This window comes from Streptomyces sp. NPDC005899 (genome assembly GCF_040629645.1).
Taxonomy (GTDB): domain Bacteria; phylum Actinomycetota; class Actinomycetes; order Streptomycetales; family Streptomycetaceae; genus Streptomyces.
This window is the reverse complement of the sequence record NZ_JBEXWB010000088.1, coordinates 1-19,225: the sequence shown is the minus strand read 5'-3', so window position 1 is coordinate 19,225 and position 19,225 is coordinate 1. Positions and strand designations below refer to the sequence as shown.

General features: G+C 73.2%; 20 protein-coding genes. 14 read left to right on the top strand and 6 right to left on the bottom strand.

The genetic code is table 11. The annotated features are described in order from the left end of the window. The first annotated feature begins 154 nt into the window (after window positions 1-154). The 3 genes from ABZ371_RS13430 (at window position 155) to ABZ371_RS13420 (ending at window position 2,673) form a co-directional block, all read left to right on the top strand. Complete coding sequence (locus ABZ371_RS13430; protein WP_358677867.1) at window positions 155-751, top strand: DUF5998 family protein; 597 nt, start codon at window positions 155-157, stop codon at window positions 749-751. After that, entirely contained in the window at window positions 751-1,938 is a 1,188-nt protein-coding gene (locus tag ABZ371_RS13425; RefSeq protein WP_358677864.1) for a nucleotide pyrophosphatase/phosphodiesterase family protein, read from the top strand. The genes ABZ371_RS13430 and ABZ371_RS13425 overlap by 1 nt, the downstream gene beginning before the upstream one ends. A gap of 84 nt (window positions 1,939-2,022) precedes the next feature. Next, window positions 2,023-2,673 (top strand): thymidine kinase, encoded by a 651-nt coding sequence (locus ABZ371_RS13420; protein ID WP_358677862.1) that lies wholly within the window; start codon window positions 2,023-2,025, stop codon window positions 2,671-2,673. Between the two features lie 336 nt (window positions 2,674-3,009). Here the strand turns inward: ABZ371_RS13420 and ABZ371_RS13415 are convergent, their stop codons facing one another. Next, window positions 3,010-3,786, bottom strand: coding sequence for a VOC family protein (locus ABZ371_RS13415; protein ID WP_358677859.1), 777 nt, complete (start codon window positions 3,784-3,786; stop codon window positions 3,010-3,012). 269 nt (window positions 3,787-4,055) lie between these two features. Between ABZ371_RS13415 and ABZ371_RS13410 the strand changes: the two genes are divergently transcribed. Further along, window positions 4,056-4,883, top strand: coding sequence for a sulfurtransferase (locus ABZ371_RS13410; protein ID WP_358677857.1), 828 nt, complete (start codon window positions 4,056-4,058; stop codon window positions 4,881-4,883). A gap of 104 nt (window positions 4,884-4,987) precedes the next feature. Here the strand turns inward: ABZ371_RS13410 and sepH are convergent, their stop codons facing one another. Further along, a complete protein-coding gene (gene sepH / locus ABZ371_RS13405) occupies window positions 4,988-6,046 on the bottom strand; it encodes a septation protein SepH (RefSeq protein ID WP_358677854.1) in 1,059 nt (352 codons plus the stop codon). A gap of 485 nt (window positions 6,047-6,531) precedes the next feature. On the opposite strand from sepH, the gene ABZ371_RS13400 reads away from it, so the two are divergent. Then, window positions 6,532-7,677 carry a hypothetical protein gene (locus ABZ371_RS13400; protein ID WP_358677851.1) on the top strand — a complete coding sequence of 382 codons (1,146 nt, stop codon included), beginning with the start codon at window positions 6,532-6,534 and terminating at the stop codon, window positions 7,675-7,677. Between the two features lie 136 nt (window positions 7,678-7,813). Here the strand turns inward: ABZ371_RS13400 and ABZ371_RS13395 are convergent, their stop codons facing one another. Continuing rightward, the gene (locus ABZ371_RS13395) at window positions 7,814-9,136 is read right to left on the bottom strand and encodes a D-arabinono-1,4-lactone oxidase (RefSeq protein ID WP_358677849.1); all 1,323 of its coding nucleotides are present in this window, start codon (window positions 9,134-9,136) and stop codon (window positions 7,814-7,816) included. Beyond that, window positions 9,093-10,340, bottom strand: a complete 1,248-nt coding sequence (locus ABZ371_RS13390) for an MFS transporter (protein WP_358677846.1) — start codon at window positions 10,338-10,340, stop codon at window positions 9,093-9,095. Before ABZ371_RS13390 ends, ABZ371_RS13395 begins: the two co-directional genes overlap by 44 nt. A 124-nt stretch (window positions 10,341-10,464) precedes the next feature. Between ABZ371_RS13390 and ABZ371_RS13385 the strand changes: the two genes are divergently transcribed. Further along, window positions 10,465-11,589: a ferrochelatase gene (locus ABZ371_RS13385; RefSeq protein ID WP_358677843.1), complete on the top strand. Its 1,125-nt coding sequence runs from the start codon at window positions 10,465-10,467 to the stop codon at window positions 11,587-11,589. Between the two features lie 70 nt (window positions 11,590-11,659). Continuing rightward, window positions 11,660-12,460 carry an inositol monophosphatase family protein gene (locus ABZ371_RS13380; RefSeq protein ID WP_358677840.1) on the top strand — a complete coding sequence of 267 codons (801 nt, stop codon included), beginning with the start codon at window positions 11,660-11,662 and terminating at the stop codon, window positions 12,458-12,460. A gap of 200 nt (window positions 12,461-12,660) precedes the next feature. Here ABZ371_RS13380 and ABZ371_RS13375 read toward each other — a convergent pair whose 3' ends face one another. Next, complete coding sequence (locus tag ABZ371_RS13375) at window positions 12,661-12,834, bottom strand: hypothetical protein (RefSeq protein ID WP_358677838.1); 174 nt, start codon at window positions 12,832-12,834, stop codon at window positions 12,661-12,663. Between the two features lie 361 nt (window positions 12,835-13,195). Here ABZ371_RS13375 and ABZ371_RS13370 point away from each other — a divergent pair, with 361 nt between their 5' ends. From ABZ371_RS13370 to ABZ371_RS13355, 4 genes are all read left to right on the top strand, one after another. Beyond that, window positions 13,196-13,849: a response regulator transcription factor gene (locus ABZ371_RS13370; protein ID WP_358677835.1), complete on the top strand. Its 654-nt coding sequence runs from the start codon at window positions 13,196-13,198 to the stop codon at window positions 13,847-13,849. 7 nt (window positions 13,850-13,856) lie between these two features. Then, complete coding sequence (locus ABZ371_RS13365) at window positions 13,857-15,092, top strand: ATP-binding protein (protein ID WP_358677833.1); 1,236 nt, start codon at window positions 13,857-13,859, stop codon at window positions 15,090-15,092. Between the two features lie 404 nt (window positions 15,093-15,496). Next, entirely contained in the window at window positions 15,497-15,793 is a 297-nt protein-coding gene (locus tag ABZ371_RS13360; protein WP_003965732.1) for a DUF4193 domain-containing protein, read from the top strand. A gap of 11 nt (window positions 15,794-15,804) precedes the next feature. Beyond that, a complete protein-coding gene (locus ABZ371_RS13355; protein WP_358677819.1) occupies window positions 15,805-16,761 on the top strand; it encodes a hypothetical protein in 957 nt (318 codons plus the stop codon). A 5-nt stretch (window positions 16,762-16,766) separates the two neighbouring features. On the opposite strand, the gene ABZ371_RS13350 is transcribed toward ABZ371_RS13355, so the two are convergent. Further along, entirely contained in the window at window positions 16,767-17,225 is a 459-nt protein-coding gene (locus ABZ371_RS13350; protein WP_358677816.1) for a DUF3093 domain-containing protein, read from the bottom strand. Window positions 17,226-17,283: 58 nt separating this feature from the next. On the opposite strand from ABZ371_RS13350, the gene ABZ371_RS13345 reads away from it, so the two are divergent. The 3 genes from ABZ371_RS13345 to ABZ371_RS13335 are packed head-to-tail and all read left to right on the top strand — an operon-like array spanning window position 17,284 to window position 19,170. Continuing rightward, window positions 17,284-17,868, top strand: a complete 585-nt coding sequence (locus ABZ371_RS13345) for a PaaI family thioesterase (protein WP_358677814.1) — start codon at window positions 17,284-17,286, stop codon at window positions 17,866-17,868. Next, window positions 17,865-18,395, top strand: a complete 531-nt coding sequence (gene dut / locus ABZ371_RS13340; protein WP_358677811.1) for a dUTP diphosphatase — start codon at window positions 17,865-17,867, stop codon at window positions 18,393-18,395. The genes ABZ371_RS13345 and dut overlap by 4 nt, the downstream gene beginning before the upstream one ends. A 1-nt stretch (window position 18,396) precedes the next feature. Further along, on the top strand, window positions 18,397-19,170 hold the full coding sequence (locus ABZ371_RS13335) for a DUF3710 domain-containing protein (RefSeq protein ID WP_358677808.1): 774 nt from the start codon (window positions 18,397-18,399) through the stop codon (window positions 19,168-19,170). Window positions 19,171-19,225: the final 55 nt, after the last annotated feature.

Below are 19,225 nucleotides of genomic sequence, written 5' to 3'. Positions count from 1 at the left end.
ACCGGGCCGAGGTGTCCACCACGGCGCACACCGCTCCACGTCGCTGCGCCCAGGGGTGGCGGCACACCGCTGCACGGCGCACAGGCCGCGGGGCCCCGGGCCGACCCGTGCACGGCGTCCCCGGCAGTCACCCGCCCCCCGTAGGATGGTCCGCATGGCAAAGACCGGTACGACGACCCAGGGGCTGCGCGCGGCGATCGAGCGCAGCGGCTACTACCCGGCCCTCGTGGCCGAGGCGGTGGAGGCCGCCGTCGGCGGGGAGCCGGTCGCTTCGTACCTGGTGCACCAGGAGACCACCTTCGACTCCAACGAGGTGCGCCGCCACGTCACGGTCCTCGTGCTGACGGACACCCGCTTCATCGTCAGCCACACCGACGAGCAGGCCGCCGACACGAGCTCCCCGACGCCGTACGCCACGACGTCCACCGAGTCGGTCAAGCTGGACCGGATCTCGTCCGTCGTCGTCAGCCGCGTGGTCGCCGACCCGGAGAAGTACGTGACCGGGACCCTGCCCCGCGAGGTCGTCCTGACGATCGGGTGGGGCGCCGTCTCCCGCATCGACCTGGAGCCCGCCGCCTGCGGCGACGCCAACTGCGAGGCGGACCACGGCTACACCGGCAGCTCCACCGCCGACGACCTCAGCCTGCGTGTCAGCGAGGCCGGGGACGGCCCGGACACGGTGCGCCAGACCCTGGCCTTCGCGCAGTCCCTCTCCGAGGCCACGGCCGCGACCGCGGCGACCGGCCGCTGATGGCCCAGCCGGCCTGGCAGGATCCCGTTCTGCTCGCTCCCGACACCGCCCCCGTGCCCGAGTACGGGAGCGGGTCCCTCGCGGATCTGCTGCCGACGCTCGCCGCCGGCCTGGAGGTCCCCGGCTTCGAGGCGCGGATTCCCGAGCTTCCCCCCGCCGACCGCAACTGCGTCTTCCTGATCGACGGGCTCGGCTGGGAGCAGATCAAGGCGCACCCCGACGAGGCGCCGTTCCTGCACTCCCTGCTCCCCACCTCCCGGGGCGGCACCGGCCGGCCCGTCACGGCGGGCTTCCCGTCCACGACGGCCACCTCGCTCGCCTCGGTGGGGACGGGTCTGCCTCCCGGCGAACACGGCCTCCCCGGCTACACGGTCCGCAACCCCGAGACGGGCGAGCTGATGAACCAGCTCCGCTGGCGGCCGTGGACCGCGCCCAAGGTCTGGCAGCCGTACCCGACCGTCTTCCAGCTCGCCGACGCGGCGGGTGTGCGCACGGCCCAGGTCTCCGCGCCCTCCTTCGAGCAGACACCGCTCACCAAGGTCGCGCTCAGCGGCGGTTCCTTCCTCGGCCGGCTCTCCGGTGAGGAGCGCATGGACGTCGCCGCCGAACGGCTCGCCGCCGGCGACAGATCCCTCGTCTACACCTACTACAGCGAGGTCGACGGCAAGGGCCACCGCTTCGGCGTCGACTCCGACGCCTGGCGCGGGCAGCTCATGTACGCCGACGGGCTCGCCCGGCGTCTCGCCGAACAGCTCCCGCCCCGCTCCGCGCTGTACATCACCGCCGACCACGGCATGATCGACATCCCCTTCGACGAGCACTCCCGGATCGACTTCGACGAGGACTGGGAGCTGCGCGCCGGAGTCGCGCTGCTCGGCGGCGAAGGCCGTGCCCGGCACGTCTACGCGGTCCCGGGTGCCGAGGCGGACGTGCTGACGGTCTGGCGCGAGGTGCTGGGTGAGCAGTTCTGGGTGGCGAGCCGCGACGAGGCCGTCGCGGCGGGCTGGTTCGGTCCGCGGATCGACGAGCGGGTGTACGGCAGGATCGGCGACGTGGTCGCGGCGGCCCACGACGACGTGGTGATCACCGCGTCGGTGAACGAGCCCCACGAGTCGGCGATGACCGGCATGCACGGCTCGCTGACGGCCGCGGAACAGCTGGTCCCCCTCCTGGAAGTACGCTCGTAGCCCACGTGCCCGCCCCGCGTCCCCTGCCGGCCGCGCCCTGTGCCCCGCCCCCCCGCACCACACCCGAAAGGCGTCCGACCCCTCATGCCCGAGCTTGTGTTCTTCTCCGGAACGATGGACTGCGGAAAGAGCACGCTGGCCCTGCAGATCGGTCACAACCGCTCGGCCCGGGGGCTCCAGGGAGTGATCTTCACCCGTGACGACCGGGCGGGGGAGGGGAAGCTGTCCTCGCGCCTCGGCCTGGTGACGGAGGCCGTGGAGGCCGGGGAGGACATGGACCTGTACGCCTATCTGGTCGGTCAGCTGTCCAAGGGCGGCCGTGTCGACTACGTGATCGTGGACGAGGCGCAGTTCCTGGCCCCGGCGCAGATCGACCAGTTGGCACGGATCGTGGACGATCTCGGTATGGACGTGTTCGCCTTCGGCATCACGACGGACTTCCGCACGAAGCTCTTCCCGGGTTCGCAGCGCCTGATCGAGCTGGCCGACCGCATAGAGGCCCTCCAGGTCGAGGCCCTGTGCTGGTGCGGGGCCCGTGCGACGCACAACGCGCGCACGGTCGGAGGCGAGATGGTCGTCGAGGGCGCCCAGGTGGTGGTCGGCGACGTGAACCGCCCGGCGGCCGAGACCGGTTACGAGGTGCTCTGCCGTCGCCACCACCGCCGGCGCATGACGAGTGCCACGGCACTCGCCGGCACCCTCTCGCCGGACGTCCTCCCGGTCAACCACGCCTGACCGCGGCGCGGTGGCGCACGGACCCGGCTTCACCTCCAGCACGCCGCGCACCGCGGAGCGGTCGCCCCGTGCCCGCCCCGGCCGTGCCTGCGGGCCCCCGTTCGGCCGCCGGGTGGCCTCCACGGGGCAGCAGGCCCGTCCAGCGGCCTTCCGGCGGCAGCGCGATCTGCGGGCCGACTCCCCGCCCGTCCGGGAAGGCGCTCGTCGAGCGCGGTTTCCCGTTGACGTACCGGTGCACCCCGTCGTCGACCACGTGCCGGTCGAGCCCGCCGCCGGGCGCCCCGCCCGTCACCCCGGCCCGTACACCGTCCGCCCGCTGCACGTGGTGGTCTGCGCTCAGCTCACAGCAGACCGCTGGACGGTGAACACCGCACCCTCCGGGTCGGCGACCGTGGCCAGCCTCCCGCCCGGGCTGTCCCGTGGCGGTTGCAGGACGCGTCCGCCGAGCTCCGCCACGTGCGCCGCGGCCTCGTCCGTGTCGGCGACCTCGAAGTAGGTCATCCAGTGGGGCCCCCGGTCGCGCGGCAGGGCGTGCCCCACGCCGTGCAGGGCCGCCACGGGCCTGCCCTTCAGGTGCAGGGTCTGGTAGTCGAAGTCGGCCGAGACTTCGGCTTCGGCCTCGAAACCGAACACCACCTGGTAGAACTTCGCGACCGACGCCGTCTCACGCGTGACCAGTTCGTTCCAGACCGGAGTCCCCGGAAGGCCCGAGAGAGCCGTCCCGAGGTGCTCGGCGGCCTGCCACACGCCGAAGACGGCCCCGCCCGGGTCGGACACGATCGCCAGGCGGCCCGCGCGACCGGCGTCCAGCGGCCCGACGGCCAGGGTCCCGCCGCAGGAGCGGACCGCCTCGGCCGTCGCGTCGGCGTCCTCCGTGGCGAGGTAGGTCGTCCAGGCGACGGGGAGGTGCCGGTCGGGAGGCAGCCGGCCGATGCCGGCCACATCCTTCCCGCGCAGCAGGGCGCGGACGTAGGGGCCCAGCTCGTCCGGCCCCGGCCGGAACTCCCAGCCGAACAGCCGGCCGTAGAACTCCTGCGTCGCGGCCAGGTCGTGCACGATCAGACTCACCCAGCACGGGGCTCCGGGTACGCGCCGGGCGGCAGCCTCGATCATTCTTCGTCTCTCCTCGCACCATCGTGGTGACCGTACGGGGGAGGGGCCGAGCCGTACGGCGAACGCGAGCCGACGCGCCCGCTGCGGTCCGGAAGCGGGCGCGTACGCTCCGTGCAGATGCTCGCACCACCGGGCGCCCCGTACACCCCGGCCGCGCCGCGTTTCGGGGTTCCGGTCACGAGGAAGACCACTCTGACCCGGTATGTGCCTACCGAGGCCGTCTCCGGTACCGTGCCGCACGGCAGCGTCGCTGCGAGAGGATGGCACGCATGGAGCCCATCATCACCGCATCCGCATACGCGCGCGAGGCTGCGGGACCGCGCCCGCCCGTTCTCCTGGACGTCCGCTGGCAGCTCGGCGGCCCGCACGGCCGAGCCGACTACGAGGCCGGTCACATCCCCGGCGCCGTGTTCGTCGATCTCGACGCGGAGCTGGCCGGCCCCGCGGGCAGCGGCGGCCGGCACCCCCTGCCCGACCCCGAGGCGTTCGGGGCCGTCATGCGGCGCGCCGGTGTCTCACACGACAGGCCGGTGGTGGTCTACGACGGAGGCCAGGGCTGGGCGGCGGCCCGCGCGTGGTGGCTGCTCCGGTGGACAGGGCACGGTGACGTACGGGTGCTGGACGGCGGTCTCGCGGCCTGGACCGGCGAGCTCAGCGACGACATCCCGAGCCCGGCCCCCGGTGACTTCCGGCCGGAGCCCGGTTCGCTCCCCCTCCTGGACGCGGACGGTGCGGCGGCACTCGCCCGGTCCGGTCTCCTGCTCGACGCGCGGGCCGCCGAACGCTACCGGGGGGACGTCGAGCCGATCGACCGCGTGGGCGGCCACGTCCCCGGAGCCGTTTCCGCCCCGACGACCGGGAACGTCACCGAGGACGGGCGTTTCCTGCCCGCCGCCTCGCTGGCCTCCCGGTTCGCCGCGCTGGGAGCCGACGGGACGACCGAGGTCGGCGTGTACTGCGGATCGGGGGTCTCGGGCGCCCATGAGGTGCTGGCGCTGGAGATCGCCGGACAGCGGGCGGCGCTGTACGCGGGCTCCTGGTCGGAGTGGTCGTCCGACCCGTCCCGTCCCGTCGCCACCGGGCCCGAGCCCCGCTGACGCCTGCCCGGCCACACGCCGGGCGAGGGCCCGCACGGGTGTGCGGGCCCTCGCCATGCAAGGGGGCGCCCCCAGCCCCTGGACCGCGCGCCGGTCCCGAGACCTCAGTCCTGCTTCTTCCTGCGGGTGCCGAACACGATCTCGTCCCAGCTGGGCACCGCGGCCCGGCGGCCCGGACGTACGCCGTCCGCCTCGGCCTGCCGGTCCGTCGTCCCCGTCAGCCGGTCGCGGTGGCCGGCCCCCGCCCGCGGCATCAGGACGGCGGCGGTGGGCGAACCGGCGCCCGCGGAGGCCGCGGCGGGAGGCTCGTCGGCCTCGGGCTCCTGCGAGGCCGGCTCGATCGCGGGCGGTTCGGGCTGGGAGGGCCGCTCGGGCACCACCATGTCGCCACGGAAGCTCGGTACGGCCTCCAGCAGACTGGTCAGCGAATCGCGCTCGCCGGCCGACACACCGCCGATCCGCTCGTCCGGATCCGGGACGGGCGGGAGGGGGCGCTCGATCTGGCGGTCGAGCGCGCGGTCCAGCGGCCGGTCGCGCGGCAGCCGGGCGATCCGGGGCACGAACGGGAAGCTCGGCTCCGGAGCGGCGACGTCATCGGTCTCACCGATCAGTGAGCGCGCCTCGTCGTCCAGGGCCTGTACGAGCCGCCGAGGCGGGTCGTACGTCCAGCTCGCCGAGTGCGGCTCGCCCGCGACGCGGTAGACCAGGAGGACCTCCCAGGTGCCGTCGTCCCGCCGCCAGGAGTCCCACTGGACCGTCTCCCTGTCCGCGCCGCGGAGCAGGAGGCGCTCCTGCACCGTTTCGCCGAGCTGGGGGCCGGCGTTCTCCCCGGGGCGGCGCACGGGTGTCTTCCGGGCGCGCTCGGCCATGAACGCCCGCTCGGCGAGCACGGGACCCTCGAAGCGCCGCACTCGGTCCACCGGGATCCCGGCGAACTGGGCCACCTCTTCGGCGGAGGCACCGGCTCGTATCCGCGCCTGGATGTCCCGGGGGCGGAGGTGGCTCTCCACCTCGATCTCGATCTGGCCGAGCCGTGCGCGGTCATTGCGGACGGCGGCACGGAGCCGCTCGTCGATCGGAAGCGTGTACTCCGTGCTGTCCGCAGCCTTGAGCACCAGTCGTGTGCCGTCGTTCGAGACGGCCACGACACGCAGTTCGGGCATGGGAACCTCCCGGGTGGTGCCTGCCGACGTCACGTGCGTCGCTGCTTCCGCTAGTCGAGTGTGACCTGCCCGGGTTCAGCCTGCCACAACCTTGCCAAGTTCCCCGGCGTGTCGGGCCTTGGCCCTGGATCGACACGGTGGCACGGTTACCTGTTCGCGACGCACGGCGACCTGATGGTCGCCCCGTGCCGCGGGCGCCCGTGCGATGCCGCGGCGCCGCCGGTTCGAGTGCCGTCTCAGGCCTCTCCCGTAAGTCCCGGTCACCCATGCGGGAGTCCGGCCCCAGGGCTCGCCACAGTACTCCATTCGGGCCATGGTGGGTGGACCGGCGCGCCGCCGGACTTCTGGTCGGCCGCCCGGACCCGTCCGTGACGGGCCCGCACGGCGTGTGCTGCTTCACACAACCTCCGGAACCGGAACCATCCGCTTCGCTCATATGTCCCTTCCTGGTGCAAGGTGGGGTGGTTGTCGAGCAAGGGCTGGTAATGGTGCAGAAGCCGCAAGGGGATGCGGAACCCGGGGAGAAGCGCATAGATCTGAGCCTGCCGCAGGTCGCGGGCAGCGCCGTGGCGGCGGTCGCGGCCGCGGTGATGGCGTCGCAGCTGGGCGTGTACGGGACGATCGCCGGCGCGGGCGTGATGAGCGTGGTGGCGACCTGCGGCGGCTCGGTCTTCCAGCACTTCTTCCGCCGTACGGGGGAACAGATCCGCGAGGTCACGGTCCAGGTCAAGCACCCGGCGGGCCGGCAGGTGACCGTCCGCACGAAGGGCGCGGCCGCCCGGAAGCCCGAGGACGACGCGACGGCGGTGTTCCGGGCGGCTCGGCAGGACCTCGACCGCGCGCCGGGGCGCACGAACGACGCGGAGCGCACACAGATGCTCGGCGCGGTCGGCGCGGCGGGCCCGGGCCCGTCCGGCGCACCGGACCCGGAGCGTACGAGGATCCTCGGCCGGGTCGGCCCCCACGGCGCGGGGCCGGCGGGCGACGGCTCCGCGCTCGGCGGACCGCCGGACGGGGACCCGGGACACGCCCGGCCGATCGGGGACGACCCCGGGCGCACGCGGCTGATGGGGCAGGTGGCCGGCGGTCCGGCGGACGTGTACTCCGAGGCGCGTACCCATGGCACCCGCGTCCGCGGCTGGAAGCGTCCGGCTTTGGCCGCCGTCGCCGTCTTCGCCGTGTCCATGGGCGGCATCACGGTGTACGAACTGGCCTCGGGCACCGACCTCAGCGGGGGCGGCGGCACGACGTTCGGTTCGGTGGTGCGCGGCGGCCACGGGGGTGCGTCCACCGACCCGGGCCCCACCGGCGGCACGGACCCGGAGCGGAGCACGGGCACGGGCACGGGCACGGAGGACCGTGAGCCCGGCGGGGCCGAACCGTCCGCACCGGCGACGGACCCCGACGGCGGCCGGAGCTCCGCGCCCGGCACCGGGGACGGCGGCACGTCGCCGACGGAGCCGGACCCAACGCCCTCCACGACCGGCGGCGGTACGGCGCCGGAACCCACCGGCCCGGCCACGTCCGACGGCAGCGCCCCTGCCTCGCCGGACCCGGCCGCGCCGGGTGACACCCCGGCGGGCGGGGACGGAGACCAGGAAGGCCAGGACGACCCGGCCACCGGCCGGTGACCGCCGTCGGGCCGGATGACCGCCACCGGCCTCGATGACCGCCACCGGGCCGGGAGGATGCCCGGCCCGGCCGGCGGCGTCCCGGGTCCTGGCCGGCCCGCCCGACGCGATCACCGGCCGGGGCACGCCCCCGCGATCAGTCGCCGAGTATCCGGCGCAGGTAGTCGTTGGCGAACAGCCGGCCGGGGTCGAGCCGGTCCCGCAGGGCGGTGAACTCGCCGAAGCGGGGGTAGAGGCCGGCCAGGTGGCCGGCGTCCCGGGTGTGGATCTTGCCCCAGTGCGGGCGGCCCGCGTAGCCGGTCATGATCCGTTCGACGGCGGTGAAGTACGCCTGGTACGGGGTACCTCTGTACAGGTGCACCGCGATGTACACGCTCTCCCGGTCCGAGGCGGTGGAGAGCGTGATGTCGTCCGCCGGCGCGGTGCGGACCTCCACCGGGAAGCCGACGCGCAGGGGCGAGCGCTCGACCATGGCCTTGAGCTCGCGCAGGGCGTCCACCGCGGCCTCGCGCGGCAGGGCGTACTCCATTTCGACGAACCTCACCCGCCGCGGGCTGGTGAAGACCTTGTACGGGATGTCCGTGTACGTGCGGGCGGAGAGGGCGCGGCTGGCGATCCGCGCGAGGGCGGGGACGGCCGCCGGGACCGCCCGGCCGACCGAGCACGCGACCTGGAAGACCCCGTTGGACAGGAGCTCGTCCTCGATCCAGCCGCTGATTTTTCCGGGTGGGGCGGCGGGGCCCGCGCTGCGGTTGTTGCGCTTGGTGTTGCAGTTGCCGGTGTGGGGGAACCAGTAGAACTCGAAGTGCTCGTTCTCGGCGACGAGCTGCTGGAAGTCGGCCGTGACCCGGTCGAAGGTCATCGGTTCCTCGCGGGCCGTCAGCAGGAAGACCGGCTCGACCGCGAAGGTGACGGCGGTGATCACCCCGAGCGCTCCGAGCCCTGTCCGGGCGGCCGCGAAGACGTCCGGGTGCTCGTCCGGCGAACAGCGCAGGACCGTGCCGTCGGCGGTGACCATCTCCAGCGCCCGTATCTGCGCGGACAGGGACGCCGAATCGCGGCCGGTCCCGTGGGTGCCGGTGGAGACCGCCCCGGCGACCGTCTGCTCCATGATGTCGCCCATGTTGGTCAGCGACAGGCCTTCACGGGCGAGCGCGGTGTTCAGCCGTTCCAGCGGGGTCCCGGCCCCGGCCGTCACCGTCATGGCCGTCCGGTCGATGTCCCGGATGCCGGCCATCAGGTCCGGGCGCACGAGGACCCCGTCGGTGGCGGCGGTCGCCGTGAACGAGTGCCCGGTGCCGACCGGCTTGACCCGGAGGCCGTCCTCGGACGCCCTGCGCAGCACCTCGGCCGTCTCCCCGGCGGAGGCGGGGGAGACGGCCCGTACCGGCCGGGCCGTGACGTTGCCCGCCCAGTTACGCCACGTGCTCGTCGTCGTCCGTGCGTAGGTGTCGGTCATCTTCCCCGCGCCCTCCCGTAGGCACCGGCTCGGCGAGCCGGCGGTACCCCAGCAGCGCCACCGCGGCCGCGAGCGCTCCCGACACCGCGGGCACCACGTACCCCGCCCCGGCACCGGAGGCGTCGACCACCCAGCCCGCGGCGGAGGAGCCCAGCGCCACTCCGACCGCCAGTCCGGTGCCGGTCCAGGTCATGCCCTCGGTCAGCTGGGCGCGCGGTACGTGCTGTTCGACGAGAGCCATCGTGGTGACCATCGTCGGTGCGATGGCGAGGCCCGCGGCGAAGAGCGCCACGGCCAGGAACGGCAGGCTCCCGGCCAGTTGGAGGGGGATCATACTCACGGCCATCGCGCACACGCCCACCAGCCACCGGGTGGACGGCCGCCCCCGCAGGTGCAGCAGGCCGAACACCGCCCCGGCGAGGCAGGAACCCAGGGCGTAGACCGCCAGCACGAGACTGGCCGCCGCCTTGTGACCGCGCTCCTCCGCGAAGGCGACCGTCACCACGTCCACCGCGCCGAAGATGGCACCGGTCGCGACGAAGGTGGCCACGAGGACCCGGAGGCCGGACGAGCGCAGTGCCGAACCAGCCGAGTGGTGCGCCCGCGGGTGCGGCAGCGGCTCTGTGGCGCGCTGGGCGGTCAGCCACAGGACGCCGGTGACGAGGAACACCGCGGCGAGCAGCGGTCCGGCCTCGGGGAACCAGGCGGTGGACAGGCCGATGGAGATGATCGGCCCGAAGATGAAGCACACCTCGTCGACGATGGACTCCCAGGAGTACGCGGTGTGCAGCTGCCGGGCGGAACCCCGGTAGATCTCCGCCCAGCGGGCCCGCACCATCGCGCCCATGCTGGGCACGGAACCGGCCCCGGCGGCGAAGACGAAGAGGGTCCAGTCCGGCAGCCGCTGCTGGGCGCAGACGAGCAGCCCGGCGACCGCGGCCGCCGAGACGAGCGTGACCGGACGCAGCACCCGGCGCTGCCCGTACCGGTCGACGAGCCGGGAGACCTGCGGTCCCATGACGGCCGCCGCCATGGCGAGCGTCGCGGAGAGAGCGCCGGCGAGCCCGTAGCGGCCGGTCATCTGGGACACCATCGTCACCACGCCGATGCCCATCATGGACAGGGGCATCCGGCCGATGAGTCCGGCCGCCGAGAACCCCAGGGTGCCGGGGGCGGCGAAGATGGCGCGGTAGGGGCTGGGCAAGGAGAGCTCCGGGAAGCCTGTCAGGAGTATGGATGGCCGATACAGCTTACGGGCGTCCCGGCGCCGGCGGGCCGGGAGGATGTCGGTTGCGGCGCTGTCCGTGGCGGGTGGCAGGATCGGGTGCATGTCCGATCTGCGCGATCCCGCTCCCTACGACGCCCTGCTGCTGCTCTCCTTCGGAGGCCCCGAAGGCCCGGACGACGTGGTCCCGTTCCTGGCGAACGTGACGCGCGGCCGGGGAATCCCGGAGGAACGGCTCAAGGAGGTGGGCAAGCACTACTTCCTGTTCGGCGGCGTGAGCCCGATCAACGCGCAGAACAGGGCCCTGCTCGCCGCCCTGCGGACGGATTTCGCGGACCACGGCCTGGACCTCCCGGTGTACTGGGGCAACCGCAACTGGGCCCCGTACCTCACGGACACCCTCCGCGAGATGGTCGCGGACGGCCGCCGCCGGATCGCCGTACTCGCGACCAGCGCCTACGCCTCGTACTCCGGCTGCCGTCAGTACCGCGAGAACCTCGCCGAGTCGCTGGCCGCGCTGGAGGCCGAGGGGCTGCCCGTGCCCCGGGTGGACAAGCTGCGGCACTACTTCAACCACCCCGGTTTCGTCCGGCCCATGGTGGACGGCGTGCTGGCCTCGCTGGCCGGACTTCCCGAGGACGTCCGGGCGGGGGCGCACCTGGCCTTCACCACGCACTCCATCCCGACCGCGGCCGCCGACACCTCAGGTCCGGCTTCCACGCACGGCGACGGCGGTGCGTACGTGGCGGAGCACCTCGACGTCGCCCGGGTGATCGTCGAGGCCGTGCGCGAGGAGACCGGCGTCGAGCACCCCTGGCGGCTCGTCTACCAGTCGCGCAGCGGCGCCCCGCACATCCCGTGGCTGGAGCCGGACATCTGCGACCACCTCGAGGCGCTCCACGGCGAGGGCGTCCCCGCGGTCGTCATGGCACCGATCGGATTCGTCTCGGACCACATGGAGGTCCTCTACGACCTCGACACGGAGGCCGCCGCGAAGGCCGCCGAGCTGGGGCTGCCGGTCCGCCGGTCCGCCACGGTCGGCGCGGACCCACGGTTCGCCGCCGCCGTGCGCGAGCTCGTCGAGGAGCGGGCCGCCGCCGAGCGGGGCCGCCCCGTGGAGCGGTGCGCACTGGGTGCGCTCGGCCCCTCGCACGACCTGTGCCCGGCCGGCTGCTGCCCCGCCAGGGCGCCGAAGGCGGCAGCGGCGGGCGCCGACAGCCCGTTCTAGCAGCCCCGTCCCCGCCGCCACACGGGCACCGACCGCCCGTGGCGGCTCCGCGACCCACCCCTGGAGCGTTGTGACCGACCCCCTCCTGTCCGAACTGCTCGAACTCGCCCTGGAAGCGGCCCGCCGGGCCGGTGCCCTGCTGCGGGACGGCCGCCCCGCCGACCTGCGGGTGGCCGCGACGAAGTCCAGCCCCATCGACGTCGTCACCGAGATGGACATCAGCGCGGAGAAGCTGATCACCGGTTTCCTCGCGGAGAGCCGTCCGGCCGACGGCTTCCTCGGCGAGGAGGGAGCGGGTTCGCCGGGCAGCAGCGGAGTCCGCTGGGTCATCGACCCCCTCGACGGCACGGTGAACTACCTCTACGGGCTTCCCACCTGGGCCGTCTCGATCGCCGCCGAACGGGACGGCGAGCGGGTCGTGGGCGTCGTCGAGGCCCCGATGCGCCGCGAGACGTTCCACGCCGTGCTCGGCGCGGGAGCGTACGTGAACGGCGAGCCGCTGCGCTGCCGCCCGGCGCCTCCGCTCGACCAGGCACTCGTGTCCACCGGCTTCAACTACGTCACCGACGTGCGCGCGCACCAGGCGGCCGTCGCCCAGCGGCTGATCCCGCGGCTGCGGGACATCCGGCGCGGCGGCTCGGCGGCGATCGATCTCTGCGACGTCGCGGCGGGCCGGCTCGACGGCTACTACGAGCGGGGCCTCCACCCGTGGGACCTGGCCGCCGGCGACCTCATCGCCAGGGAGGCGGGCGCCCTCACCGGCGGGCGCCCCGGCCTTCCCGCGGACGGAGACCTCGCCGTCGCGGCGAGCCCGGGTGTCTTCGAGCCGCTCCAGGCGATCCTGGAGGACCTGGGCGCCTGGCACGACTGACCCCCTCCTGGGCCCTGGAGGGGCCGCAGTGAGGGCGGCAGCACGATAGGGGCCCCCGCGGGCCCACCGGGGGGCCCGGGCGAACGGGGCCGCCGGCCCCCACGCCCCCCCGCGGGGCCCGGGGCGGGGCCGCTGGGGGGGCGCCCCCCCGCGCGCGCCCCGGGAGCCGACTGCGGCTCCCGGGGCCCTCTCGTGGTGGCTCAGACGCTCGTGGCGCCGATTTCGACGCCGTGCTCGGCCGCCAGGCGGCGCAGGTCGTCCAGCTCGCCCTGCTCGACGTCCGCGAGGAAGTCGTCGCCCGTCTCACGAGCCCTGGTGAGGTCGGATTCGGTGGTCCTGATTCGTTGCAGCAGACCTGCGGTGAAAGCGTCCATGAAGCGCCCCCTCGTCGTGGGTCGGTGGCACGGGGGTGTGCCCGGGGTTCCCCGGCCGGGGCCGGAGGCGGGATGATCACGCAGTCCCTCCGGAAACAGGGACGGCTGTGGCACGCCACATGCATGGCGTGATCGCGGGTGTGCATGCGTACTCCCCGGGCGGGCTTCCGGAGAAACCTCAACTGGCCCGGAAATCCTCCGGATTCCCTGCCGCCGTGGGGACGGCAGCGTCGTCTTACCGCCGGTTTATGGGCGTTACAGGCAGGATGGACGAGCACAGTCGGTGCCGCTGACGTGCAGCGAGCGGCCGGGAAAGATGGCCGCTCCCCGTATTTCCGGAGAACTAGGGAAGGACTGCGCCGTGCGCGTACTCGTCGTCGAGGACGAGCAGCTGCTCGCCGATGCGGTGGCCACCGGACTGCGCCGGGAGGCCATGGCCGTCGACGTCGTCTACGACGGGGCTGCCGCCCTGGAGCGCGTCGGGGTCAACGACTACGACGTCGTCGTGCTGGACCGGGATCTTCCCGTCGTGCACGGTGACGACGTCTGCCGCAGGATCGTCGAGCTCGGCATGCCCACCCGGGTCCTCATGCTCACGGCCTCCGGGGACGTGAGCGACCGGGTCGAGGGCCTGGAGCTCGGCGCGGACGACTACCTGCCCAAGCCCTTCGCCTTCAGCGAGCTGACCGCGCGGGTGCGCGCCCTGGGCCGGCGCACGACGGTCGCGCTGCCGCCCGTGCTCGAACGCGCCGGCATCAAGCTCGACCCCAACCGCCGCGAGGTCTTCCGGGGTGAGCAGGAGATCCAGCTCGCTCCCAAGGAGTTCGCCGTCCTGGAGGTCCTGATGCGCAGCGAGGGCGCCGTGGTCTCGGCCGAGCAGCTGCTGGAGAAGGCCTGGGACGAGAACACCGACCCCTTCACCAACGTGGTCCGGGTGACGGTCATGACCCTGCGCCGCAAGCTCGGGGAGCCGCCCGTCATCGTCACGGTGCCCGGTTCCGGATACCGGATCTGAGGGCGTGATGCCAGCTTCCCCCCGGCCGGCCGCCGCCGCACCCCCGAAACCCACCTGGGAGCCGAAACAGCAGGAGGCCCCCTACCCGTGGCTGCGTCCGACGATCCGGATACGGCTCACCCTGCTGTACGGCGGAATGTTCCTGATCGCCGGCATACTGCTGCTCTCGATCATCTACATGCTGGCCGCGCAGGCTCTGAACGTGGGCAGCGACCTGCCGTTCCGGATCGTGACCGGCCAGGTCACCAGCGAAATGTGCGACCTCCCGAAGAACGCCACCCCCGAGGCGTTCAACGCGGCGATGAACAGGTGCGTCAACCACCAGCGCGAGCAGGCGCTGGACTCCCTGCTGAACCGGTCGCTGCTCGCCCTCGTGGGCCTGAGCATCATCGCCTTCGCCTTCGGCTACGCCATGGCCGGCCGCGTGCTGTCCCCGTTGGGCCGGATCACGCGTACGGCCCGCCGGGTGGCCGGGACGGACCTCTCGCGCCGGATCGAGCTGGACGGCCCGGACGACGAGCTCAAGGAGCTCGCCGACACGTTCGACGAGATGCTCGACCGCCTGGAGCGCGCCTTCACCGCACAGCAGCGTTTCGTGGGGAACGCCTCGCACGAACTGCGGACGCCGCTCGCCATCAACCGCACCCTGCTGGAGGTGCACCTCTCCGACCCGGAGGCCCCCACGGAGCTGCAGCAGCTGGGCAAGACGCTCCTGGCCACCAACGAGCGCAGTGAGCAGCTCGTCGAGGGGCTGCTCCTGCTCGCCCGGAGCGACAACCAGATCGTCGAACGCAAACCCGTCGACCTGGCCGAGGTGGCCGACCGGGCCATCGACCAGGCGCGGACGGAGGCCGGGACGAAGGACGTGGAGATCCGCGGCGAGCGGGCACCGGCCGTCGTCCAGGGCAACGGCGTCCTCCTGGAGCGGATCGCGCTCAACCTCGTCCAGAACGCGGTCCGCTACAACGTGGCGGAGGGCGGCTGGGTGGAGGTCACCACGGAACTCCAGCACGGACAGGCGCTCCTTTTGGTGTCGAACACAGGTCCTGTCGTGCCGGCGTACGAGATCGACAACCTCTTCGAGCCCTTCCGGCGGTTGCGTACGGAACGCACGGGCAGCGACAAGGGTGTCGGTCTCGGCCTGTCGATCGCCCGGTCCGTCGCGCGGGCCCACGGTGGCCGTATCATCGCGGAGCCTCGTGAGGGCGGTGGTCTCGTGATGCGCGTCACCCTCCCGGTCTGAGAGGCTTCGGGATGTGACGTCGCAATGGATCACTCTGTTCGCTTTGGGCGGAATTTTAGGGGGTCACCTCCGCCCCGTCCCTGTGTGATCGATCACAGGAGCGATTTTCCATCCCTCTACTCTCCGTGAACGCATCTCTCCCTCAAAGCCCGGAAACGTCCGGGTTTCCAGGGGGTGATATCACGGGAAGTACACGGGGTGGCGCCCGTGAAGTGCGGCGACAGGACCGTGTACGGTCCCCATCGCCACCCGAACCGATCGCTCCTCAGGGGTCGGGTCGGGTGTCGATTGAGTAACAGACCTTGATGTGAGGCAAAATCTCCGCCTCAGGTCGGGCACAAGTCCGGCCTCTCACGCGTTACGTGCGCTGAGACACCGCAGACACCCATGAGGGGGAGAGCGACATGGCAACGGATTACGACACCCCACGGAAGACCGACGACGACGTCGATCAGGACAGCCTCGAGGAGCTCAAGGCTCGTCGGAGCGACAAGACGGCATCGGCCGTCGACGTGGACGAGTTCGACGCGGCGGAAGGACTGGAGCTGCCCGGCGCGGACCTGTCCAACGAAGAGCTCGCGGTACGGGTTCTGCCCAAGCAGGCCGATGAGTTCACCTGCATGAGCTGCTTCCTCGTGCACCACCGCAGCCAGCTGGCGCGTGAGAAGAACGGCCAGCCGATCTGCCGCGACTGCGACTGAGGCCGTCGGCCGTGGCAGGCGACACACCGTTCCGGAAGCGGCGCTTGCGGCGCACGAAGTCGCCGGAGGCGCATCAGGGCGGCACCGGCCCGGCAGAGGGCGCAAGCCCCACTGCCGAGCGGCAGGCCGCCCTGCAGGCCTCTCCCGGCACACCTGACGACGAGCGGGGCCGGCCGGCCTCGCTCGAAGCCGTCCGGGCGGCGGACACACCGCCCCGGCCCGGACAGGACGGCCCGGAGGAGACCACGGGGTCCGGCCGTCTGCACACCCTGGGACGACGAGGTGTGCGCAAGGGCGGGCAGACCGCCAGAGCCGTGGTCGCCCAGCTGGCCGACCGGATCATCGACACGGCCCCGCGCGTCCCGGTGCGTGACCTCGAGACCCTGCGCAGGCACTTCCCGGGGCTCGGTCCCGAGGAGCTCGCCGACAAACTCGTCACCGGCGCCTGCAAGGCCACCGCGGCCGTCGGAGCCGGCATCGGGGCGGCGGCCATGATGCCCGTGCCGCCCGCGATGATGGCCGAGCTCGCGGCGGAGATCACCGGCGTGGCCGCCATCGAGATGAAGCTCGTCGCCGAGCTCCACGAGGTCTACGGCCTGCGCCCGCCGGGCAACCTCGGACAGCGCAGCACCGCCTACCTCACGTCCTGGACGGAGGAACGGGGGATCGACGTCTCCCGGCCCACCACGCTGAACGCCGCGCTGGGCGGCCAGATGAAGCGCGAGCTGCGCCAGCAGATCATGAAGCGCATGGTGCGCGACCTGCCCAACCTCATCCCGTTCATGGTCGGCGCCGCGGTCGGCGCGATGATGAACCGCCGGGACACCAGGAAGCTGGCCGACCGCGTCCGCGGCGACCTGCGCCGCCGGCAGGTCCCCTGGGACCGGCTCCCCGGCCTCCCGCCGCTGGACCGGCCCGCGGAGCCTGCCGAGGGGCTGCCCGAAGGCCTCGACGGCCCGGGAACCTGAGCGCCTCAGGCGGCGGGCACGCCCGCCAGCGCCGCCACGAGCGCCTGCGGCTCCCGCGTCGACAGGTAGACGTACGGCGTCGGGTCGGCCGGGTCCGTGATCCTCACCCGTACCGCGGTGGGGACGTAGCTGCGGAGCAGCATGAAGGCGCGGGGATCCGCCTTGTACGAGCGCCAGGCACGCGCCTCGTCCCGGTCCAGGGCCTCGGCGTCACCGAGTGCCTCCAGCGGGATGCGGGCGTCCCCGGCGACGAGCGCGCCCCCGACGACCCGGATCCGCGCGGATCCGTACGAGCTGACGGCCACGGCCGCCACAGCCGTGCCGGCCACCAGGCCGCCGAGCATGGGCAGGGCGCCCAGCGGGAGGAACACCAGCGCGCAGGCGATGCCGATCCCGAAGGCGATGAACCACCACGACCGGGGCGCGGTGAGACGTTCGTCGAAGGGCGGTGCGGAAGGCTGCATGGAGCCAAGCTTGGCACGGCGCGCCCCGCGGCAGGCCGCGCGGGTAAGGTCTGCGCCTGTGAGTGGAACATCTACACGCCTGACGCCCCCGGCCGGCGCCGCACGGCCGGTGCGGCATCCCGACGCCCCGCCTCCCGGAGCGCTGCTCGGTTCGCACTACGAACAGTGTTTCGGGTGTGGCAGTGCGCAGCCGCACGGCCTGCATCTCCAGGCGAGGGCCGGCGAGGGAGTGACGGTCACCGCCGAGTTCACCGTGAAGCCCGCCCACCAGGGCGCCCCCGGGCTCGCGCACGGTGGTGTCCTGGCGACGGCCATGGACGAGACGCTCGGCGCGCTCAGCTGGCTGCTGCGGCTCATCGCGGTGACCGGACGCCTGGAGACCGACTACGTCCGGCCGGTGCCGGTCGGCACGGTGCTCTTCCTGGACGCCGAGGTCACCGCCGTGCACGACCGGAAGATCTACTGCCGGGCCACCGGCCGGACCGGCGGCCCCGAGGGGCCCGTCGCGGTCCGTGCCGAGGCCCTCTTCGTCGAGGTCAAGGTGGACCACTTCATCGACAACGGCCGGCCGGAGGAGATCCAGGCGGCCATGTCCGACCCGGACCAGGTCCGGCGGGCCCGCGCCTTCGAGGTGAACCCGTGACGCGTCATCCCGTCGACGTGCTGATCCGCCGGGTGGACCCGGAGGTGCCGGTCCCCACCTACGGGCATCCCGGCGACGCCGGGGCCGACCTGGTCACCACCGAGGGCGCCGAGCTCGCCCCGGGTGAACGCGCGGTCCTGCCCACCGGTGTGTCGATCGCGCTGCCGGACGGCTACGCGGCCTTCGTGCACCCCCGCTCCGGCCTCGCTGCCCGCTGCGGAGTCGCCCTGGTGAATGCCCCGGGGACGGTTGACGCCGGGTACCGTGGGGAGATCAAGGTGATCGTGGTCAATCTCGACCCACGCGAGACCGTGCGGTTCGAGCGGTTCGACCGGATTGCCCAACTGGTCGTCCAGCAGGTCGAGAAGGTCCGCTTCCACGAGGTGGCGGAACTCCCCGGCTCGGCGCGGGCCGAGGGGGGCTTCGGGTCCACCGGCGGTCACGCCGCCGTGGACGGCGTCAGGGGCGGTAACACCCAGGGTGGGAACAGCTACGCTTCGGTCGTATCCGACCGGGAAGGACAGTGACGTGTTCGGACGTCGCAAGAACAGTGGTTCCGCCGAGGACACGGCGGACGAGGCGCGCGAGGCCGAGCAGGTCGCCGACGAGCTCGGCGGCGACGACGGCGGCACGGGCGGTTCACGCCGCACCGGTCTGCCGCCGGCTCCCCGGCCGGACGGGCCGTGGGACGTCTCCGAGGTGTCCCGGCCCGGCGAGGGCCGGGTGGACCTCGGCGGCATCTTCGTGCCCGGGGTCGAGGGCATGGAGCTGCGGGTGGAGGTCGCCGGTGACGCCATCGTCGCGGCCACCGTCGTGCTGCGCGACAGCGCGGTGCAGCTGCAGGCCTTCGCGGCGCCCAAGAAGGAAGGCATCTGGGGCGAGGTGCGCGAGGAGATCGCCTCGGGCATCACCCAGCAGGGCGGGATCATCGACGAGGTCGAGGGCCCGCTGGGCTGGGAGCTGCGGGCCCAGGTCCCCGTACAGCTGCCGGACGGGACCAACGGCGTGCAGCTCGTGCGCTTCATCGGTGTCGACGGGCCGCGGTGGTTCCTGCGCGGCGTGATCTCCGGTCAGGGTGCCGTGCAGCCGGAGGCCGCGGGCCTGCTGGAGACCATCTTCCGTGACACCGTGGTCGTCCGTGGCGACGGCCCGATGGCCCCGCGCGACCCCATCGTCCTCAAGCTCCCCGACGACGCGCAGATGGTGCCGGAGGGTGTGCAGCAGGAGGACCAGGAGAACTCCAAGTTCTCCGGGGGCATGGGCCAGCTCCAGCGCGGACCCGAGATCACCGAGGTGCGCTGACCCGCGCACGCCAGGCGTTCGACGGCCGGTGGGCCGCCTTCCTCCGGGAAGCGCG